We start from the raw sequence: 19,825 nt of genomic DNA on the forward strand, positions 1-19,825 counted from the left end.
GGGGCGACCCCCCGGCCGGAGGGCCCGCTACCTCAATGTCCCCCACCACCGCCGCGTTCGTTTCCGCCGCCACCGCCCCCGAGTTCCCCCGGCACGTCGTGACCGCGGTGCTCGTCGCCCACGACGGCGCGCGCTGGCTCCCCGACGCCCTCGCCGGGCTGCTGGGCCAGGAACGACCCGTACAGAACGTCATGGCAGCCGACACCGGCAGCGCCGACGACTCCGCCCGGCTGCTCACCGAAGCGCTCGGCGCGGAACGCGTCCTGCATCTCGCGCGCCGGTCCGGATTCGGTACGGCCGTGGACGAGGCGGTACGCACCGCGGGGGTGCTCACGCCCGACGATCTGCCGTATCTGAAGCGGCCGAGCGGCTGGGACCCGGTGACCCGGAGCTGGCGCGACGACACGTACGACATGCCCGAACTGCCGCACGGCGAACCGGTGCAGTGGCTCTGGCTCCTCCACGACGACTGCGCGCCCGACCCCGACGCGCTCGCCGAGCTGCTGCGCGTCGCCGACTCCGACCAGTACGCGGCGGTCGTCGGACCCAAACTGCGCGGCTGGTACGACCGCAAGCAGCTCCTCGAAGTCGGCGTCTCCATCGCCAACAGCGGACGCCGCTGGACCGGACTCGACCGGCGCGAACAGGACCAGGGCCAGCACGACCAGGTCCGTACCGTCCTCTCCGTCTCCAGCGCCGGCATGCTCATCCGGCGCGACGTCTGGGACGAACTCGGCGGCTTCGACCGCCGGCTCCCGCTGATGCGCGACGACGTGGACCTGTGCTGGCGCGTGCACGCCGCGGGCCACCGGGTGCTCGTCGCCCCCGACGCCGTGCTGCGGCACGCCGAGGCAGCCGCCCGGGAGCGCCGTACGGTCGACTGCGCGGGCCGCTCCGTCGTCAACCCGCACCGCGTCGACAAGGCCGGCGCCGTCTACACCATGCTCGCCAACGCGCGGGCCGCCGTCCTCCCCTACGTACTGCTCCGTCTGGTCGTCGGCACCCTGCTGCGCACCCTCGCCTATCTCGTCGGCAAGGCGCCGGGTCAGGCCGTCGACGAGGTGATGGGACTCTCCGGCACCCTGCTGCGGCCCGGCCGGATCATCAGCGCCCGGCGGCAGCGCGGCAAGGGCGTCGTCGAGGCGGCCGAGCTGCGCCCGCTCTTCCCGCCGCCCGGCGCCACCGTCCGGGCCACGGTCGAGCAGATCGCCGGCAGTCTCGGCGGCGACTCGGACGCCGACGCGGGCGGCTCACGGCACGGCGCCGTCGAGTCGGGACCCGGCGGTGACGACGCCGACTTCATGGAGATCGAGCAGTTCGCCCGGCTGAAGAAGCTCGCGCACAAGCCAGGACCCGTCCTCTTCGGGATCCTGCTGCTCGTCTCGCTCGTCTCCTGCCGCGGACTCTTCGGCGGCGGCGCGCTCGCGGGCGGCGCGCTGCTGCCCGCGCCCGCCGATGTCTCCGACCTGTGGTCGCGGTACGCCGACGGCTGGCATCCCGTCGGTACCGGCGTCACCGAGACCGCGCCCCCCTATCTCGCCGTACTCGCCGCGCTCTCCGCGCTGTTCCTCGGTTCCACCGGCTTCGCGCTGACCCTGCTCCTCGTCTGCTCGGTCCCGCTCGCCGGAGTCACCGCCTACTTCGCCTCGCGCCCGCTGGTCGAATCGCGGCTGCTGCGGGCCTGGGCGAGCGTCGCGTACGCCTTCCTGCCCGCCGCGACCGGCGCGCTGGCCACCGGGCGGCTCGGTACGGCCGTCCTCGCCGTCCTGCTGCCGCTGATCGCCCGCGCCGCCGTCGCCGCGTACGGGATGCGCGGCGGGGCGGGCGGCGTCGCGAACGGGGAGAGCCGCGGCAGCTGGCGCGCCACCTGGGCGTACGCCTTCCTGCTGACGTTCGCGATGGCCTTCACGCCCGTCGTCTGGCCGGTGGCGCTGCTGCTCGGCCTCGGCGTCCTGGCGCTGCGCCGCGACGACCTCGCCGCCTACGGACCGCGGGTGCTCGCCGGGCTCGGCACCCCCCTGCTGCTGCTGGCGCCCTGGTCGCTCTCGCTGCTGACCTCGCCGTCCGCCTTCCTGCGGGAAGCGGGGCTGGAGTTCGGTACGGGAACGGCCTCCGCGCTCGATCTGCTCGGCATCAGCCCCGGCGGGCCCAAGGCGGCCGGCGGTGTCCTGCTGATCGGGATCGTGCTGGCCGCGCTGGCGGCGCTGCTGCGCGGTGAGCGGCAGTTCGCGATCCGCTCGGCCTGGGCCGTCGCGATCCTCGCGCTGGTCTTCGCCGTCCTCACCAACAACTCGGGCTGGGCGGGCCCCGCCACCCTGCTCTACGGACTCGCGCTGATCGCGGCGGCCGTGCTCGGCGCGGACGGCGCCAGGGAGCGCGTCGCGGCGGAGAGCTTCGGCTGGCGCCAGCCCGTCGCCGTCCTCATCGCCGTGGCGGCGGGACTCGCCCCGCTGCTGGCCGCGTTCGGCTGGATGATCAGCGGCGCGTCCGGACCGCTGGAGCGCCGTGATCCGGTGCAGGTTCCCGCGTTCGTCGCGGAGGAGAGCATCACCCGCGACCAGCCGCGCACGCTCGTCCTCGGCGGTACATCGGCGGCCGAGGTCTCGTACTCGCTGGTCCGCGGCTCGGGCGGCCGGCTCGGTGACGCCGAACTGACCGCGTCGGGCGGCGGCGATCCCCGGCTCGACAAGGTCGTCGCCAACCTCGTCGCGGGCTCCGGCGCCGACCAGACCGACCAGCTCAGCGGCTTCGCGATCCGCTACGTACTCGTACGGGACGGGGTGCCGCGGCAGACCGGCCGGGTCCTGGACGCCACCCCCGGGCTGACCCGGCTGAGCCAGCTGGACGGCAGCGCGCTGTGGCGCGTCGACCGGCAGATCTCGCGGGCCACGATCGTCGACGGCAAGGGCGAGGGCGAGCCGCTGGCCGTCGCGTCCGCGCAGGTCGAGGCGCACACGAAGATCCCGGCGGGAGCCTCCGGGCGCGTGCTGCGGATCGCGGACCGGGCCGCCGAGGGCTGGCAGGCCACGCTCGACGGCACGGTACTCACGAAGAAGACCGTCGACGGCTGGGCCCAGGGCTTCGAACTGCCCGCGGAGGGCGGCCGTCTCGACCTGACGTACGAGGACCCGATCACGCACACCGCGTGGATCTGGGCCCAGGGCGCGCTCACCGTCGTCCTGCTGGTGCTCGCCCTGCCGGGGCGGCGCCGGGAGATCGACGACGACCTGCCCGACGAGGACATCGACATCCCGGAGCAGCCGGTGGCGGGCGAGGGCCGGCGCGCGCGCAGGCTGCGTGCGGCGGCGGAGGCCGAGGGACCGGAGAAGAGCGAGACGGACGCGGACGTGACGGATGTGACGGATGTGACGGGGGAGTACGCGACCGCGCAGCAGCCGGCCGTGCCGCCGGCGCCCGCCGCCCCTCCGGCTCCTTCCGGCTCGCCTGCCTCTCCCGCCTCTCCGGCCGCGCCCGCGGCGCCCGTTGAGGAGCCGTACGGCGCCGGTCAGGACCAAGTCGGGGACGGGGAGCGGCAGTCGGCGTACGGGGCGGTGCCCCAGCAGCCCCCGTACGGAGAGTGGGACGCCAACACGTACGCGGGCGCGGACTACACGCAGGCCCAGTACCCGAACGAGCAGCAGTACGGCGGACAGTACGGCGAGGGCCAGTACCAGCAGCAGCCGTATCAGCAGTACCAGGCCGACCCGTACCAGGAAGGCCAGTACCCCGCGGGCGGCCAGTACCAGGAGGGGCAGTACCAGGCCGGCCAGTACCAGGGGGAGGGCCAGTACCAGGAGGGCCAGTACCCAGGCGAAGGCCAGTACCAGGAAGGGCAGTACGACCCGTCGCAGTACGACCCGTCGCAGTACGACCCGTACGGCTACGGGCAGCAGACGCAACAGCCCCAGCAGGCCCAGCAACCACCGCAGTCCCAGCAGCCCTACGCCGACGGCACGGAGAACGACCAGCGCCGGCGCCCCGACGGGAGCAGTAACCAGTGAACCGTACGACCCTCTCCCTCATCGCGGCCGCCACCGCCCTCGCCGCCGTCACCGGCTTCGCCACCCTCACCGCGCCCGACCCGGCTGGTACGGCGGCCGCCCGGAGCCCGGCCCGGCTGCCCGTGGAGCGCACCAGCCAGCTCTGCCCGGCGCCGAGCGTCTCGGACGTCGCGGAGACGACGTACACCTCCATCACACCGGCGGGCACGGGCGACGCCGGGACGGACGGCACGGCCGAACTGACGGAGTCCGTCGTCACGTTGGTGGACGCCGCCGACGAGGGCGCGTCCGGCGACAAGGCGAAGGACGACGCGGGGGGCACGAAGAAGGACCCGGCGAAGGACAAGCCGTTCCTCAGTCTGAAGGAGCCGGGCAAGCCCGTCTCCGTCGAGGCGAGCGGAGCCGAGGCCCCCGCCCTCGTCGGCACGGCCACCGGCCGGCTGGCGCCCGGCTGGACCACCCAGCAGACCACCACGGTCAGCGTCGGCGACGCGCGCGGCGTGCTCGGCCTGAGCTGCACCGTCCCCGACACGGACTTCTGGTTCCCCGGCGCGAGCACCGAGAGGTCGCGCCAGGACTACGTCCATCTCACCAACCCCGACGACACCGCAGCCGTCGCCGACATCGAGCTGTACGGGAAGGACGGCGCGGTCAAGTCCGAGGTGGGCGAGGGCATTCCGGTGCCGGCCAGGTCCAGCGTGCCGGTGCTGCTCTCCACTCTGACCACCGCCGCCTCGGCCGATGTGACCGTGCATGTCACCACCCGCTCGGGCCGGGTCGGCGCGGCGGTGCGCGTGGCGGACGGTGCGGGCGGCAGCGACTGGCTGGCCGCCGCGGCGGACCCGGCGTCGCGGCTGGTGCTGCCCGGGATCCCGGCGGACGCGACCGACGTACGGCTGGTGGCGTTCGCGACGGGTTCCGACGACGCCGATCTGAAGGTGCAACTGGCGGGCGCCGACGGCACGATCACCCCGGCGGGCAACGAGACCATGCACATCAAGTCGCGGATGACGGCGACCCTCGAACTGGCGGACATCACCAAGGGGCAGGCGGGTTCCCTGATCCTCACCCCGGCGGAGGGCGGGCACGCGGCCCCGGTGGTCGCGGCGCTGCGCGTGGTGCGCGGCAAGGGCGAGAAGCGGGAGATCGCGTTCATTCCGGCGACCGCGCCGATCGCGTCGCGGTCGACCGTCGCGGACAACCGCGCCAAGGGCTCGACGCTCTCGCTGACCGCCCCGGGCGCGACCGCGAAGGTCAAGGTCACGGCCTCGGCGGGGACCGGAGGGGGCGAGCCGGCCGAGAAGACGTACACCGTCGAGGGCGGTACGACCCTGGCGGTCACCCCGCCCGTGCCCAGTGGCCTGAAGGGCTCGTACGCGCTGACGGTCGAGCCGCAGCCGGGCGGCGGTCCGGTCCACGCGGCGCGCACGCTGGCGCTGCCGGAGGACGGTATCCCCATGTTCACGGTCCAGACGCTGCCGGACGACCGGGGGACCGTGTCCGTACCGAAGGCCAAGGAAGACCTGTCGATCCTGGACGACGGCAGCTGAGGGCTGTCCCGCCCAGGGCTGCCCGCCGCGGCGCCCCGGGCCGCCGGCCGCGTGCGTCCGGTCTATTCCTGTCCGTACCGGGGGTCGACGGACTCGGGTGCCAGCCCCAGCAGTTCCGCGACCTGCTCGACCACGACCTCGTGCACCAGCAGCGCGCGGTCGTCGCGGTTCTTGGTACGGATCTCCACGGGGCGCCGGTAGACCAGGATGCGCGCCGGGTGGTCCTTGTCCGCCGGGACCGAGCTGCCGAGCGGAACGGTGTCGTCCTGCGGGCTCGGTACCTCCATGACCAGGAAATCCACCTCGGCCAGCTGCGGCCAGCGCCGTTCCAGCCGGTCCACGGAGTCCCGCACGAGATCGTGGAAGGACTCGGAGCGGCTGGTCGAGAGCGGCACCTGGGGCGGGGCGACGGGCCCACGCATACCGCGGCCGTGGCGGTCGCGGCGGCGCGGCCGTGGTTCGGTCGGGCGGGGCGGTACAGGACTGTCCATCACTGACGCAGGGTAGCCCTCCCGGCGCCGCCGACATCGCGACTGCCGCACCCTCGTACGGCATGTCGCATATTGAGCATTCAGGCCAAGCTTGGGCTCGATTCCAGGCGTCCCCGCGATCACCGCTCTCGCCGCCCTTGACGGCTTTTGCCCCAAGTCGTGACCAGGTAACGGAGTGTCGCTGTTCGGTCACTCTTCTTTCCCTGCAGGTCAGGGCAGTTACTTCCGGCCAAGTTGAGTGGGATATCACGCCGCGACACGGGGGAGTGACCTGGTGGGGAGTCGTCGCGGCCCGCTCAAGAGTGCGGTACCGTCCAACATCGTGAGCCCTGTACGTCGCTGTTCGCGCACCGCGTGCGGCCGCCCTGCTGTCGCGACACTGACGTACGTCTATGCCGACTCGACCGCGGTCCTCGGCCCGCTCGCCACCTATGCCGAGCCTCACTGCTACGACCTGTGTGCGGAACACAGCGAGCGGCTGACCGCTCCGCGCGGCTGGGAGGTCGTCCGCCTGACGGACGGCTCGGCTCCGGCGCGCCCGAGCGGTGACGATCTGGAGGCGCTCGCCAACGCCGTACGTGAAGCCGCGCGCCCGCAGGAGCGGGCGGCCGGGGGTGGCGGCAACGGCGCACGCGGGGCGGATCCGACGGAGGCCGGGCGCCGGGGGCATCTGCGGGTACTGCGCTCCCCTGAGCCCTGAGCCGCTGGAGCCCCCGCGCGTCTGAGCCCCGAGCGCCCCGCGCCTCCGAGCCGGCAGCCCTGAGTCCCGAGCGCCGCAGGGGCGTTCTTTGCGGCTTTCCGGTATGGATCCTGTACGGGCCATTGACCTCGCCTTGGCGCGGACACGACCATTCCTCCACTCGTGAGAGATCACTTTCCGTATCGCGGAATCCGGAGGACTGTCGTGTACGTACAGCAACTGGAACCCGTCGCCGACTCGCTCGCCCTCTCCGCCCTCGTCGCCGCCCTCCCGCTGGCCACCGTGCTGATCCTGCTCGGCGCCCTCCGTATGAAAGCCCACCGCGCGGGCGTCATCGGTCTCGCCGTCGCCGTGCTGGTCGGCTGGCTCGTCTTCGGCATGCCCCTCGGCCAGACCCTCTCGGCGGGCGTCCAGGGAGCGCTCTTCGGGCTCTTCCCGATCATGTGGATCGTCGTCAACGCCCTCTGGGTGTACCGGATGACGGTCCGCACCCACCACTTCGACATCCTGCGCCGCTCCTTCGGGCGGCTCTCCGACGACCCCCGCATCCAGGCACTCGTCATCGCCTTCTGCTTCGGCGCGCTGCTCGAAGCGCTCGCGGGCTTCGGGGCGCCGGTGGCCATCTGCTCGGTGATGCTGGTGGCGCTCGGCTTCTCCCCGGTCAAGGCCGCCGTCGTCTCGCTCGTCGCCAACACCGCGCCCGTGGCCTTCGGCGCGATGGGCACCCCCGTGGTGACGCTCGCGCAGGTCACCGATCTGCCGCTGGACACCGTCGCCTCCGTCGTCGGCCGGCAGACCCCGCTGCTCGCGCTCGTCGTACCGCTCGTGCTGGTCTGGCTCGTCGACGGCAGGCGGGGCCTGCGCGAGACCTGGGCGCCCGCGCTGGCGTGCGGAGTCGCCTTCGCCGCCGCGCAGTTCCTCGCCGCCAACTACGTCTCCGCCCAACTCGCCGACATCGGCGCCGCGCTGGCCGGAGCGGCGGCGCTGGTGGCCGTACCGTCGGCACGCAGGCCCGCGTCGGAACCGGTGCGCGCCGCCGTGCTCACGGGCGTACGCAGCGAGGACCTGGACCGCGAGGACCCGCGCCCCGAAGTGCTGCGCGCCTACGCCCCGTACGCACTGATCGTGGTGATCTTCTCCGTCGCCCAGATCCCGCCGGTCAAGGAGACGCTGGCCAGGGCGACGCGCGTGTTCGACTGGCCGTTGCTCGATGCCGCGGACCCGGACGGGAACCGCGTCGGCGCCAATGTCTTCTCGCTGCCCCTCGTCGCGACGGGCGGCACGCTCGTGCTGCTCGCCGGTCTCCTCACGGCCGTCGTCCTCGGCGTACGCGCGAAGGACGCGGCGCGGGAGTGGGCGGCGACCGTGTACGAACTGCGGTACGCGATCCTCACCGTCACCTCCGTACTGGCCCTCGCGTACGTCATGAATCTGTCCGGACAGGCGGGCACCATCGGCCACTTCGTCGCCGCGGCGGGCGCGGGACTCGCGTTCCTCTCGCCGATCCTGGGATGGTTCGGCGTCGCGGTCTCGGGCTCGGACACCTCGGCCAACGCACTCTTCGGCGCGCTCCAGGTGACGGCGGCGGCCCAGTCCGGCCTGTCGCCCGAACTGCTGGCGGCGGCGAACAGCTCCGGGGGAGTGCTCGGCAAGATGATCTCGCCGCAGAACCTGACGATCGCGTGCGCCGCGGTCGGACTCGCGGGCAAGGAAGGGGATCTGCTGCGCAAGGTACTGCCCTGGAGCCTGGGCCTGTTGCTGGTGATGTGTCTCATCGTGCTGGGGCAGAGCACCGCGGTGCTCGGGTGGATGCTTCCCTGACCTTGTGGGACGCGCCGTGGGACGCGCCGTGGGACGCGCCGCCGGGATCGTCGCCCGGGCCGTCGCCCGGGTCCCGGGACTTACGGCTGTCCGCCGGACCGTCGACAGGTGTCCGGCGGGTAGTTTGAAGCGGGCCGCGGCGGATCACAGCAGCCGGTGCGGATCGCAACAGACCGAGCAGACCGAGCAGACCGAACAGACCCCGCAGACCGTGCAGACCGTGCAGACCGCGGTGACAGGAACTTCTGGAGGCGTTGGCCGTGGCCGATTTGTCGCAGATCGTGAAGGCGTACGACGTGCGAGGGGTGTACCCGGATCAACTGGACGACCGGCTCGCCGAGCTCTTCGGCGCCGCCTTCGTCGAGGTCACCGGCGCCGAGGCGATCGTGATCGGCCATGACATGCGGCCCTCCTCACCGGGTCTGGCGTCGAGCTTCGCCCGGGGCGCCGTCTCGCGCGGAGCCGACGCCACGATCATCGGACTGTGCTCCACCGACCAGCTGTACTACGCGTCGGGGGACATGGGCCTGCCCGGCGCGATGTTCACCGCGTCCCACAACCCGGCCCAGTACAACGGGATCAAGATGTGCCGGGCCGGGGCGGCGCCGGTCGGCCAGGACACCGGGCTGGCGGAGATCCGCGCGCTGGCCGAGGGCTGGCTGACGGACGGTGCCCCGGCCTCGGTCACCAGGCCCGGCCACCTCCGGCAACGGGACACCCTCACGGACTACGCCGCGTATCTGCTGTCCCTCGTCGACGTCTCGGCGATCCGCCCGCTGAAGGTCGTCGTGGACGCGGGCAACGGGATGGGCGGACACACCGTACCGACGGTCTTCGCGGACCTGCCGCTCGATGTGGTGCCGATGTACTTCGAGCTGGACGGTACGTTCCCGAACCACGAGGCCAACCCGCTGGACCCGAAGAACATCGTGGACCTCCAGGCCCGTGTCCTGGCCGAGGGCGCCGATCTGGGACTCGCCTTCGACGGCGATGCCGACCGCTGCTTCGTCGTCGACGAGCGCGGCGAGGGCGTCTCCCCGTCGGCGATCACCGCCCTGGTCGCGGCGCGCGAGCTGGCCAAGTACCCGGGCGGGACGATCATCCACAACCTCATCACGTCCTGGTCGGTCCCCGAGGTCGTCAGGGAGCACGGCGGCACGCCCGTACGCACCCGCGTCGGACACTCCTTCATCAAGCAGGAGATGGCCGGTACGGGAGCGGTCTTCGGCGGCGAGCACTCCGCGCACTACTACTTCCGCGACTTCTGGAACGCCGACACGGGCATGCTCGCCGCGCTCCATGTCCTGGCGGCGCTCGGCGGCCAGCGGGGACCGCTCTCCGAGCTGGTCGCCTCGTACGACCGCTACGCGGGCTCCGGAGAGATCAACTCCACGGTCGACGACCAGCGGGCCCGCACGGCGGCGGTACGCGCGGCCTTCGCCGCCCGCGAGGGCGTCACGTTCGACGAACTGGACGGGCTGACGGTGACGGCGGCGGACTGGTGGTTCAACCTCCGCCCCTCCAACACGGAGCCGCTGCTGCGCCTGAACGTCGAGGCGCGCGACAAGGCGACGATGGAGCGGGTCAGGGACGAGACGCTGGCGCTGATCCGCGCGTAGCCCCGCGTGGCCGTGTGCCGCCGGGGCGGGTCCGGGCGGCACGCGGCTCCACGCGGGGCACGACCGTACGGCGGCGGCGGCCGGTCCGGTCCGGGGCGGCCCGCGGTGGCCGGTCGGTCCGGCCCCGGGCGGCCTGCTCCGCCCGGGGCGGCCGGCGGTCCCCGCCCGACAGTGCCCGGCGGTACCCTGACATGGCCCGAACCACCCGCACGAAGGGACCCCATCCCCATGCCGCTCGAAGCCGGCCTTCTGGAGATCCTCGCCTGTCCGGCCTGCCACGCGCCGCTCAGCGACCGCACCGCGGCCGACACCCCCGAGCTGATCTGCACCGGCGAGGACTGCGGTCTGGCCTATCCGGTACGGGACGACATCCCGGTCCTCCTCGTCGACGAGGCACGCCGCCCCGCCTGACCACGCAAGCGCTGTCCACAACGCCCCGCGTCAACGCCCCGTGCCCGCGAGGCCCGCGCCCGGCGATCGGAGGCCCAACCCCATGCTCGACGAGTCGTTGCTCGACGCTCCCGACGCTTTGGCCCACGCCGACCACAACGGTCTGCTGCGCGGCGCCGCGGAGGCCGGAGCGAGAGTGCGCACCGCCCTTCGGCACACCGCGGAGGCCGGGATCACCGGACTCGCGCCGGAAGGCCGTCCGCGTGCCGTACTGATCGCCGGTTCCGGCGCCGCCGCGACCGGCGTCGCCGACCTGATCGCCGCGCTCACCGCGAACGCCGCGCCCGTCACCCGGCTCCGGCCCACCGGCGTCGCCGCCGCGGCGGGCGCGCTGCGCTGGACGCTCCCGGGCTGGGCCGGCCCCGTGGACCTGCTGCTGATCGCCACCACGGAGGGCAGCGAGCCCGGCCTCGCGCTCCTCGCCGAGCAGGCGTACCGCCGCGGCTGTACGGTCGTCGCCGTCGCCCCGCGTCAGTCGCCGCTGAGCGAGGTCGTCGGCGGGACGCACGGACTGATGGTCCCGATGGCCACGGCACCGAACGGCCAGTACGGCCAGTCCACCCAGAACGGCGGCAACGGCGGCAACGGCGGCAACGGTCCGTACGGACAGGCTGGTGAGCCCGGTCGGTCCGGCCTCGACGAGTGGTACGAGCCCGAGGCGACACCGGTAACCGGCCCCGGCGCGCTCTGGGCCCTGTTCGTCCCGCTGCTCGCGCTCCTGGACCGCGTCGGGCTGCTCACCGCGCCGGCCGAGACCCTCCAACTCGTCGCCGACCGGCTGGACCGCACCGCCGAACGCTGCGGCCTGGCCATCGCGACGTACAGCAACCCGGCCAAGACCCTCGCCGCCGAGCTGGCCGACAGCCTCCCGCTGATCTGGACGGAGGGCCCGGCCGCCGCCCCTGCCGGGCGGCGCTTCGCCGCCGTACTGGCCGAACTGACCGGCCGTCCCGCCCTCGCCGCCGAACTGCCCGAAGCCCTCCCGGCCCACAGCGCGCTGCTCGCCGGGCACTTCGCGGGCGGCGCCGCCGACCCCGACGACTTCTTCCGCGACCGGGTCGAGGAGCCGCAGGCGTGGCGCGCCCGTGTCGTCCTGCTCCGCGACCGTCCGGCGGGCGGACTGACCGCGGCCCCCGCCGCCCGCGAACTCGCGCTCGGCCATGACACGGCCATCAGCGAACTGGAGCCCGAAGAGGGCAGCGAGCTGGAGGCCCTCGCCGAGCTGATCGCCGTCACCGACTTCGCCACGGTCTATCTGGCCCTCGCGGGGGCCGCCCCCGCCTGAGCCGGAGCGGACCCCGGTAGCCGTGAGCCCGAGCGCACCTCGGTAGTCGTGGGCCGGACCGGCCGCGGTAGTCGTGGGCCGGACCAGGCCCCGCGGCCGTACGCCGGGCCCGGCCCCCGCGCGACCGCGAGCCGAACCCGGCCGCGCGACCGCGAGCCGGCCCGACCCGGCCCGCCCCGCACACGCCGGCCGTACGACCCGGCCGCACGCCCTCCGACCGACCAGCCCCGAATCCCCGTCCCCCAGCCCGAATCCCACTCCCGTCCCCGTCCCCGTCCCCGTCCCCGTCCTCACCGTCACCCCCACCCTCACGACACCTTCACCCTCGCCACATCCGTGCCGCCACCGCACGCCGCCGTTCCGTCACCCCGTACGAGAAAGCTCACCCCATGGACCGCCTCTCCAACACCGTGCGCCCCTACGCCTGGGGTTCGACCACCGCCATCCCGGAGCTGCTCGGCACCGCTCCCACGGGTGAGCCCCAGGCCGAGATGTGGATGGGCGCCCACCCGGGAGCCCCGTCCCGTCTCGACCGGGGCCATGTCACCGGCGCACAGGCGCTCTCCGCCGTCATCGACGCGGACCCCGAGGCGGAACTCGGCGCGGCCGCCGTCCGGAAGTTCGGCCCCCGGCTGCCGTTCCTGCTCAAGCTCCTCGCCGCCGGCTCCCCGCTCTCCCTCCAGGTCCACCCCGACCTCGCCCAGGCGAAGGAGGGATACGAGGCGGAGGAGCGCCGCGGGGTCCCGGTCGACGCGCCGCACCGCAACTACAAGGACGCCAACCACAAGCCCGAACTGATCTGCGCGCTCACCCCCTTCGACGGCCTGTGCGGCTTCCGCGCCCCGGAGGCGAGCGCCGAGCTGCTCGCGCGGCTGGACGTCGACTCGCTCAAGCCGTACGTCGACCTCCTGCGCGCCCACCCCGAAGAGGCCGCGCTGCGCGAGGTGCTGACCGCCGTCCTCACCGCCGATCCGGACGAGATGGCCGCCACCGTCACCGCCGCGGCCACGGCGGCGGACCGGCTCGGCGGGGACTACGCGCCGTACGTCTCGATCGCCCACCACTACCCGGGCGACCCGGGCGTCATCGCCGCCATGCTGCTCAACTACGTACAACTCCAGCCGGGCGAGGCGCTCTTCCTCGGCGCGGGCGTCCCGCACGCCTATCTCAACGGCCTCGGCGTCGAGATCATGGCCAACTCGGACAATGTCCTGCGCTGCGGGCTCACCCCCAAGCACGTGGACGTACCCGAGCTGCTCCGTATCGTCCGCTTCGAGGCGACCGACCCCGGTGTCCTGCGCCCGGAGGCGTCGCCCACGGGCGAGGAACTGTACGAGACGCCCATCGACGAGTTCAGGCTCTCCCGCTACGCCCTCGCGCCCGGCGCCGAGCCGCGCGACCTCACCGCCGCGACGCCCCAGATCCTGCTCTGCACGGCGGGCGCACCGCTGGCGAACGACATCGAGCTGGCCCCGGGCGGCTCGGTCTTCGTCGCGGCGGGCGAGAAGGCCGAACTGTCCGGTACGGGCACCGTGTTCCGGGCCACAGTGGTGGTCTGATGCGCCGGCCGTTCCGGCGGCTGCAACAATGTCCCGCCGTACCGCGGCGCCAGGGCCGCAGCACCGATGAAGGGACACCTCGCACCCAATGAGCGCGTCAGGCGGAACCAAGGCGATCGTGGCGGCGCTGAGCGCCAACCTCGCGATCGCAGTAGCCAAGTTCGTGGCGTTCCTCTTCAGTGGTTCGTCGTCGATGCTCGCGGAGAGCGTGCACTCCCTCGCCGACTCCGGCAACCAGGGGCTGCTGCTTCTCGGCGGCAAGAAGGCGAAGCGCGAGGCGACCCCGCAGCATCCCTTCGGCTACGGCCGTGAGCGTTATATCTATGCCTTCCTCGTCTCGATCGTGCTGTTCTCCGTCGGTGGCATGTTCGCCATCTACGAGGGCTACGAGAAGATCAAGCACCCCCACGAGATCGAGGCCTGGTACTGGCCGGTCGGCGTGCTCGTCTTCGCGATCATCGCGGAGGCGTTCTCGTTCCGTACGGCCATCAAGGAGTCGAACGTCACGCGGGGCTCGCTCTCCTGGACGCAGTTCGTCCGCCGCGCCAAGGCCCCCGAACTCCCCGTCGTGCTCCTGGAGGACCTCGGCGCGCTCGTCGGTCTCGTACTCGCCCTGGCGGGTGTGGGGCTGGCCCTGGGGACCGGCAACGGCATCTGGGACGGCATCGGCACCCTCTGCATCGGCATCCTCCTCATCCTGATCGCGGTGGTACTGGCAGCCGAGACGAAGTCCCTCCTCCTCGGCGAGTCCGCCGGCACCGAGGACGTGGAGAAGATCAAGAAGGCGCTCGTCGACGGTGATGTGGTGACCGGCATCATCCACATGCGTACGCTCCACCTCGGCCCCGAGGAACTGCTGGTCGCCGCCAAGATCGCGGTCGAGCACAACGACACGGCCGGCGAGGTCGCCCAGGCCATCAACGCCGCCGAGTCCCGGATCCGCGAGGCGGTCCCGATCGCCCGCGTGATCTATCTGGAGCCGGACATCTACAGCGAGACGGCCGCCGCGGCGGGCACCAACCCCGGTAAGGACCAGGCCAGTCAGGCCCCCGGCGGTACCACCGACTCCTGAACCCTCCCCGCCCCACTCCCCGCCCCGATCCCGGCTCCCCTCCTGGCTCCACTCCCGATCCCCATGGCCCGACCGTGATCACTTCATGATCCGTTTTCCGTTCGGCTGTGGGGCCGTGGGCCGGTCGGTGTAGATTCGTCTGCAGAGCCAGACGTCGCTGCTGATGGCGGTCGGGCGGCCCGCAGTCGCGGACCGGCCGAGGGAGAGAGGGCCTCCGACGGACTGTGCCGCGGGGGCCCGGGCATTCGTATGCCCGCCGCCGCAGAGCCAGCCGCACGTACCCACCCTCGACCCGATTTACGAGGAGCAGCTCGTTATGACGACTGTCGCCAACCGACAGGACTTCAAGGTCGCCGATCTCTCGCTCGCCGAGTTCGGCCGCAAGGAGATCACCCTCGCCGAGCACGAGATGCCCGGTCTGATGTCGATCCGCAAGGAGTACGCGGCCACCCAGCCGCTGGCCGGCGCGCGTATCACCGGCTCCCTGCACATGACGGTGCAGACCGCGGTCCTCATCGAGACCCTGACGGCCCTCGGTGCCGAGGTCCGCTGGGCGTCCTGCAACATCTTCTCCACCCAGGACCACGCCGCCGCCGCCATCGCGGTCGGCCCCGAGGGCACCCCCGAGAACCCCCAGGGTGTCCCGGTCTACGCCTGGAAGGGCGAGACGCTGGAGGAGTACTGGTGGTGCACGGAGCAGGCCCTGACGTGGCCGAACACGCCCACCGGCGGCCCGAACATGATCCTCGACGACGGTGGTGACGCCACCCTCCTGGTGCACAAGGGCGTCGAGTTCGAGAAGGCCGGCGCGGCCCCCGACCCGGCCACCGCGGACAGCGAGGAGTTCGGCTACATCCTCCGTCTGCTGAACCGCACCCTCTCCGAGAACCCGCAGAAGTGGACCCGTCTGGCGTCCGAGATCCGCGGTGTCACCGAAGAGACCACCACCGGCGTGCACCGTCTGTACGAGATGCACCGCGACGGAAGCCTTCTCTTCCCGGCGATCAACGTCAATGACGCGGTCACCAAGTCCAAGTTCGACAACAAGTACGGCTGCCGCCACTCCCTGATCGACGGCATCAACCGCGCCACCGACGTCCTCATCGGCGGCAAGGTCGCGGTCGTCTTCGGCTACGGCGACGTCGGCAAGGGCTGCGCGGAGTCGCTGCGCGGCCAGGGCGCCCGCGTGATCATCACGGAGATCGACCCGATCTGCGCCCTCCAGGCGGCGATGGACGGCTACCAGGTCTCGACCCTCGACGATGTCGTCGGCATCGCCGACATCTTCGTGACGACCACGGGCAACAAGGACATCATCATGGCCTCGGACATGGCCAAGATGAAGCACCAGGCGATCGTCGGGAACATCGGTCACTTCGACAACGAGATCGACATGGCCGGCCTCGCCAAGATCGACGGCATCGTCAAGGACGAGGTCAAGCCGCAGGTCCACACCTGGACCTTCCCGGACGGGAAAACGCTCATCGTCCTGTCCGAGGGCCGCCTGCTGAACCTGGGCAACGCGACCGGCCACCCGTCCTTCGTGATGTCCAACTCGTTCGCGGACCAGACCCTGGCCCAGATCGAGCTGTTCACCAAGCCGGAGGAGTACCCGACCGACGTCTACGTGCTCCCCAAGCACCTGGACGAGAAGGTCGCCCGCCTCCACCTCGACGCGCTCGGTGTGAAGCTGACGACGCTCCGTCCCGAGCAGGCCGACTACATCGGCGTCAAGGTCGAGGGCCCGTACAAGCCGGACCACTACCGCTACTGACACACCCTCTGAGGTACGGGCGGTCCGGCTGTACACCTGCCGCACGGCGATCCAGCCGGACAGCTCATAGCCGGACTGCCGCCTACCTCGGTCCTCAGCAGGTGCCCCCGTAAGCCATGGGTACCCCCGCGGTACCGGACAGGCCCCCGCACCCCCGTGTCGGGGGCCTGTCCCGTGCGCGGTGAGGAAAGGTGTCAGACGCCGAGGACCCGAAGGACCGGAAGAACCCGAAGGACCCGAAGGACCGGAAAGCCCCCATGCCCCGCGGCCGTTATTCGCTCCATGATCCGCACGATCACGCTCCTCTCGGTGACGAACACTTCCACTGCGCCCCCGGCCCCTCCGGCTGGCGCTATGTCTCTCAGATCACCACTCCCTCCGGCGACCACTCCGGCTCCGTCGATCTGGCCCTCGACGAACTCGGCCGCCCCATCCGTCTTCAACTCCACGCCGCGAGCTGGCAGATCCGTGGCGCCGCACTCGACGGCGTCACCTGGGTCCGTACCGACCCCACCGGCACCCACGCCACCGAAGGCAACGTCCGCGCCCATGCCTTCACCGGCACCTCCCCCGCGTTCCTCGTCGCGACCGCGCGACTGCTGCGTCTCACCCCCGGTTCCCCCGCGACCCGCGTACGCCTGGTCGCCTTCACGGATCCCGTCCTCGCTCCCCGTACTCTCGATCAGTCCTGGGCCCTGGTGAACAGTGAAGCGCACGGCACTGACAATGGACCCCTGACCGTGGACGAGTACCAGGTCAGCGCCCTGGACACGGGCGAACAGCACACGGTTCACCTCGCCGGCGATGTGGTCCTCTCGGCCCCCGGCATCGAGCTCGAAGACCTGGAATCCCCACCGTCGGTCCTGCCCTGACGCCTTGACGCTCTGAGCCGCGACGCCTTGGTGCCCCGACGCGTGCCCTGCCCTGCCCGACCCGGCCCCGACGCCTACGCCGGTGGGGCGAACCCGGTGGCCGGGGGCGCACCGGCTTCGGACTGCGTGGGCGTGGTGGACGGAAGCGGTGCGGGAGCCGGAGCCCGGAAAGGGCCTGGAGCGGCGGCCTGGGCCGGGACAGCCGCCTGGGCGGGGGCCGGGGCTGGGCGGGGAACGTCGGGGACGCTGGGCCCAGACATGGGGCCCAGGGAGGCACCGAAGGCCCGTCGGGCGTCCCGGGCCTGCCGCTCATGCACGACGGCGGCCAGATAGGCGCCCGAGGGGATCCCCTGCGGCGCCGGCGCTCCGGTGCGCGCCGCCAGCTCGCCCGCGAGCCGCTCGGCCATCGACCAGCTCACCCCGGCGTCGAGCTGCCCCATCCGCGTCAGGTACTGGCGTATCGCGAGCCACAGATCGTCCGGCACCGAGGACAGGTCCAGCTCGGCGAACCGGCCCGCGAGCCACGGCGGGGGCGGCGGGACCATGGCCGTATGCGTCACCGGCACCCGCTCCCGTACGACCAGGGTCCCCGCGAAGACGTCCCCGATCCGCCGCCCCCGCGCCGAGACCAGCGACGCGATACAGGCGATGACCCCGAACGACAGCAAAATCTCCACGACCCCTATCGCCCCGCGCACCAGCGCCTGCCGAAAGCGGATGGGCCCGCCGTCGTCCCGGACCACGCGCAGTCCGCACGCCATCTTCCCCAGCGAGCGTCCATGGCTGAGGGTCTCCACGGCGATCGGACCGCCCACCAGGACCAGCACAAACGAGGCGACTGACAGCGCCATGACCGCCGCCTCGTCGAGGGAGCCCGTCGACAGCGCGATGGCGACCGACACCAGCACATAGGCCGTCCAGGCGACCGCCAGGTCGATGGCGACCGCCAGCGCCCGGCTCGGCAGCCTCGCCGGGCGCAGCCCGAGTACCACCGCGTCGCCCGTCACAAGCTCATTCACCGGTGCCCCACCCATCGCCGGACCTTCTCTGCCCCTGAAGTCCTCAGTCTGCCAAGCTGGCCCGCAGCGCGTCGCGGCAGTGGCAGTGGCAGTGGCAGGAGCAGCGGCAGCGGTGCGCCGGCCGCGCAGTGGGCGGCGCAGTAGTAGGGACCGTACGCACCCAGTGCCTGGAGCAGCAGCCGCCCATGGACCTCGATGTCTTCGTGACAGCCCACCGCGCAGAGTGGGACCGCCTGGACCAGCTCCTGCGCCGCGGGCGCCGCCTCACCGGAGCCGAGGCCGACGAACTCGTCGCTCTCTACCAGCGCACGGCCACCCATCTCTCACTGATCCAGTCCACCGCCCCGGACCCGGCGCTCACGACGCGCCTCACCCAGCTCGTGGCCCGAGCCCGCGCCACGGTCACCGGAGCCCGCCGGGCCACCTGGCGCGACGCCGCCCGATTCCTTACGGCCGGTTTTCCTGCGGCTGTCTACCGCTCCCGGCGCTGGTGGATCCCGACGGCGATCCTCTCCACCCTGCTGGCCGCCGTCATCGGCTTGTGGATCGGGGCACACCCCGAGATCCAGTCGGCGATCGCGGCCCCGGACGAGCTGCGCCGGATGACCAGACCCGGGGGTGAGTACGAGACGTACTACTCAAGCCATCCGGCGGCGTCCTTCGCGGCGCAGGTCTGGACGAACAACGCCCAGGCCGCCGCCATGTGCCTCGTCCTGGGCGCCTTTCTCTGCCTCCCGGTCGTCTGGATCCTCTTCGTCAACGTGCTCAACCTGGGAGTCGGCATCGGCCTGATGTCCTCGGCCGGCCGCCTCGACATCTTCCTGGGGCTGATACTCCCGCACGGCCTGCTCGAACTGACAGCGGTCTTCGTCGCCGCGGGTACGGGACTCCGACTCGGATGGACACTGATCGACCCGGGCCCCTACAGCCGACGCACCGCCATGGCCCAGCAGGGCCGCGCCGCGCTCGGCATGGCCATCGGCCTGGCGCTCGTCCTCTTCGTATCGGGCCTGATAGAGGGCTTCGTGACCCCGTCCGGCCTCCCCACCTGGGCGCGCATCGCCATCGGCGTAGCAGCTGAGGCGGCCTTCCTCTGCTACGTCTACATCCTCGGCGGACGGGCCGTACGAGAGGGCGAGACGGGAGACGTCGAGGCCGCAGACCGCAGCGCCGAACTCCCTGTCGCCGCCTGATGTGCGTATCCCGCCCGACACCTGTTAGTCTCCTCTTCGCCCCACAACGACCGTTGACACGGTTGGCGTGGGGAGGTAGATTTGAACGGTTGCCTCGAAGTAGGACATACTGCGAGAGCAATTGATCATTTCTATGCGGCTCGCAGCGGGAATCGAATTTCCATGCGGCCCCTTCGATTCGACATCCAGACCACCAAGGCCGATGAATCGGCCCGAATGCATCTGCTAAAGTCGGATCAGCCGAAAGGCAAGACCAATCCGAAGGTCATCAGAATTCACGAAGCAGAACACGCCGAATGAATCTGATAGAGTCGGAATCGCTGAAAAGGGAAACGCGAAAGCGGAAAACTGGAAGGCGGCCCCGCTCCGACGGGGAATCGGACAGGAAAGAGTCTGATAGAGTCGGAAACGCAAGACCG

General features: G+C 71.9%; 14 protein-coding genes. 12 read left to right on the forward strand and 2 right to left on the reverse strand.

The window, feature by feature from the left end:
* The first annotated feature begins 35 nt into the window (after positions 1-35).
* Positions 36-4,001, forward strand: coding sequence for a glycosyltransferase (locus ACZ7LS_RS29695; protein ID WP_385136970.1), 3,966 nt, complete (start codon positions 36-38; stop codon positions 3,999-4,001).
* Positions 3,998-5,551, forward strand: coding sequence for a DUF5719 family protein (locus tag ACZ7LS_RS29700; RefSeq protein ID WP_385136969.1), 1,554 nt, complete (start codon positions 3,998-4,000; stop codon positions 5,549-5,551). Before ACZ7LS_RS29695 ends, ACZ7LS_RS29700 begins: the two co-directional genes overlap by 4 nt.
* A 62-nt stretch (positions 5,552-5,613) precedes the next feature.
* Here the strand turns inward: ACZ7LS_RS29700 and ACZ7LS_RS29705 are convergent, their stop codons facing one another.
* On the reverse strand, positions 5,614-6,042 hold the full coding sequence (locus ACZ7LS_RS29705; RefSeq protein WP_382530507.1) for a metallopeptidase family protein: 429 nt from the start codon (positions 6,040-6,042) through the stop codon (positions 5,614-5,616).
* A gap of 274 nt (positions 6,043-6,316) precedes the next feature.
* Here ACZ7LS_RS29705 and ACZ7LS_RS29710 point away from each other — a divergent pair, with 274 nt between their 5' ends.
* The 9 genes from ACZ7LS_RS29710 (at position 6,317) to ACZ7LS_RS29750 (ending at position 17,194) form a co-directional block, all read left to right on the forward strand.
* Positions 6,317-6,742 (forward strand): DUF3499 domain-containing protein, encoded by a 426-nt coding sequence (locus ACZ7LS_RS29710; RefSeq protein WP_382673023.1) that lies wholly within the window; start codon positions 6,317-6,319, stop codon positions 6,740-6,742.
* A gap of 204 nt (positions 6,743-6,946) precedes the next feature.
* Complete coding sequence (locus tag ACZ7LS_RS29715) at positions 6,947-8,563, forward strand: L-lactate permease (RefSeq protein WP_382530492.1); 1,617 nt, start codon at positions 6,947-6,949, stop codon at positions 8,561-8,563.
* 260 nt (positions 8,564-8,823) lie between these two features.
* Positions 8,824-10,182: a phosphomannomutase/phosphoglucomutase gene (locus ACZ7LS_RS29720; RefSeq protein WP_382530494.1), complete on the forward strand. Its 1,359-nt coding sequence runs from the start codon at positions 8,824-8,826 to the stop codon at positions 10,180-10,182.
* 228 nt (positions 10,183-10,410) lie between these two features.
* On the forward strand, positions 10,411-10,593 hold the full coding sequence (locus tag ACZ7LS_RS29725) for a Trm112 family protein (protein ID WP_046508144.1): 183 nt from the start codon (positions 10,411-10,413) through the stop codon (positions 10,591-10,593).
* Between the two features lie 82 nt (positions 10,594-10,675).
* The gene (locus ACZ7LS_RS29730; protein WP_385136966.1) at positions 10,676-11,917 is read left to right on the forward strand and encodes an SIS domain-containing protein; all 1,242 of its coding nucleotides are present in this window, start codon (positions 10,676-10,678) and stop codon (positions 11,915-11,917) included.
* Between the two features lie 389 nt (positions 11,918-12,306).
* Positions 12,307-13,476 carry a mannose-6-phosphate isomerase, class I gene (gene manA, locus ACZ7LS_RS29735; RefSeq protein ID WP_382530498.1) on the forward strand — a complete coding sequence of 390 codons (1,170 nt, stop codon included), beginning with the start codon at positions 12,307-12,309 and terminating at the stop codon, positions 13,474-13,476.
* Positions 13,477-13,564: 88 nt separating this feature from the next.
* Positions 13,565-14,548 carry a cation diffusion facilitator family transporter gene (locus ACZ7LS_RS29740; protein ID WP_382530500.1) on the forward strand — a complete coding sequence of 328 codons (984 nt, stop codon included), beginning with the start codon at positions 13,565-13,567 and terminating at the stop codon, positions 14,546-14,548.
* Positions 14,549-14,864: 316 nt separating this feature from the next.
* Positions 14,865-16,322, forward strand: a complete 1,458-nt coding sequence (gene ahcY, locus ACZ7LS_RS29745; protein WP_385136964.1) for an adenosylhomocysteinase — start codon at positions 14,865-14,867, stop codon at positions 16,320-16,322.
* Positions 16,323-16,579: 257 nt separating this feature from the next.
* On the forward strand, positions 16,580-17,194 hold the full coding sequence (locus tag ACZ7LS_RS29750) for a hypothetical protein (RefSeq protein WP_382530509.1): 615 nt from the start codon (positions 16,580-16,582) through the stop codon (positions 17,192-17,194).
* Between the two features lie 74 nt (positions 17,195-17,268).
* On the opposite strand, the gene ACZ7LS_RS29755 is transcribed toward ACZ7LS_RS29750, so the two are convergent.
* Positions 17,269-18,213 carry an RDD family protein gene (locus tag ACZ7LS_RS29755; RefSeq protein ID WP_385136962.1) on the reverse strand — a complete coding sequence of 315 codons (945 nt, stop codon included), beginning with the start codon at positions 18,211-18,213 and terminating at the stop codon, positions 17,269-17,271.
* 185 nt (positions 18,214-18,398) lie between these two features.
* Between ACZ7LS_RS29755 and ACZ7LS_RS29760 the strand changes: the two genes are divergently transcribed.
* On the forward strand, positions 18,399-19,406 hold the full coding sequence (locus tag ACZ7LS_RS29760; protein WP_385136960.1) for a stage II sporulation protein M: 1,008 nt from the start codon (positions 18,399-18,401) through the stop codon (positions 19,404-19,406).
* Positions 19,407-19,825 lie beyond the last annotated feature (419 nt).

The sequence above is a fragment of the Streptomyces sp. NPDC039430 genome (assembly GCF_055639435.1).

Bases quoted from the DNA above. Each gene is read 5' to 3' on its own strand.
- ACZ7LS_RS29740 (WP_382530500.1), top strand. From the start codon at position 13,565: ATGAGCGCGTCAGGCGGAACCAAGGCGATCGTGGCGGCGCTGAGCGCC.
- manA (WP_382530498.1), top strand. From the start codon at position 12,307: ATGGACCGCCTCTCCAACACCGTGCGCCCCTACGCCTGGGGTTCGACC.
- ACZ7LS_RS29730 (WP_385136966.1), top strand. From the start codon at position 10,676: ATGCTCGACGAGTCGTTGCTCGACGCTCCCGACGCTTTGGCCCACGCC.
- ahcY (WP_385136964.1), top strand. From the start codon at position 14,865: ATGACGACTGTCGCCAACCGACAGGACTTCAAGGTCGCCGATCTCTCG.
- ACZ7LS_RS29695 (WP_385136970.1), top strand. From the start codon at position 36: ATGTCCCCCACCACCGCCGCGTTCGTTTCCGCCGCCACCGCCCCCGAG.
- ACZ7LS_RS29725 (WP_046508144.1), top strand. From the start codon at position 10,411: ATGCCGCTCGAAGCCGGCCTTCTGGAGATCCTCGCCTGTCCGGCCTGC.
- ACZ7LS_RS29750 (WP_382530509.1), top strand. From the start codon at position 16,580: ATGCCCCGCGGCCGTTATTCGCTCCATGATCCGCACGATCACGCTCCT.
- ACZ7LS_RS29760 (WP_385136960.1), top strand. From the start codon at position 18,399: ATGGACCTCGATGTCTTCGTGACAGCCCACCGCGCAGAGTGGGACCGC.
- ACZ7LS_RS29705 (WP_382530507.1), bottom strand. From the start codon at position 6,042: ATGGACAGTCCTGTACCGCCCCGCCCGACCGAACCACGGCCGCGCCGC.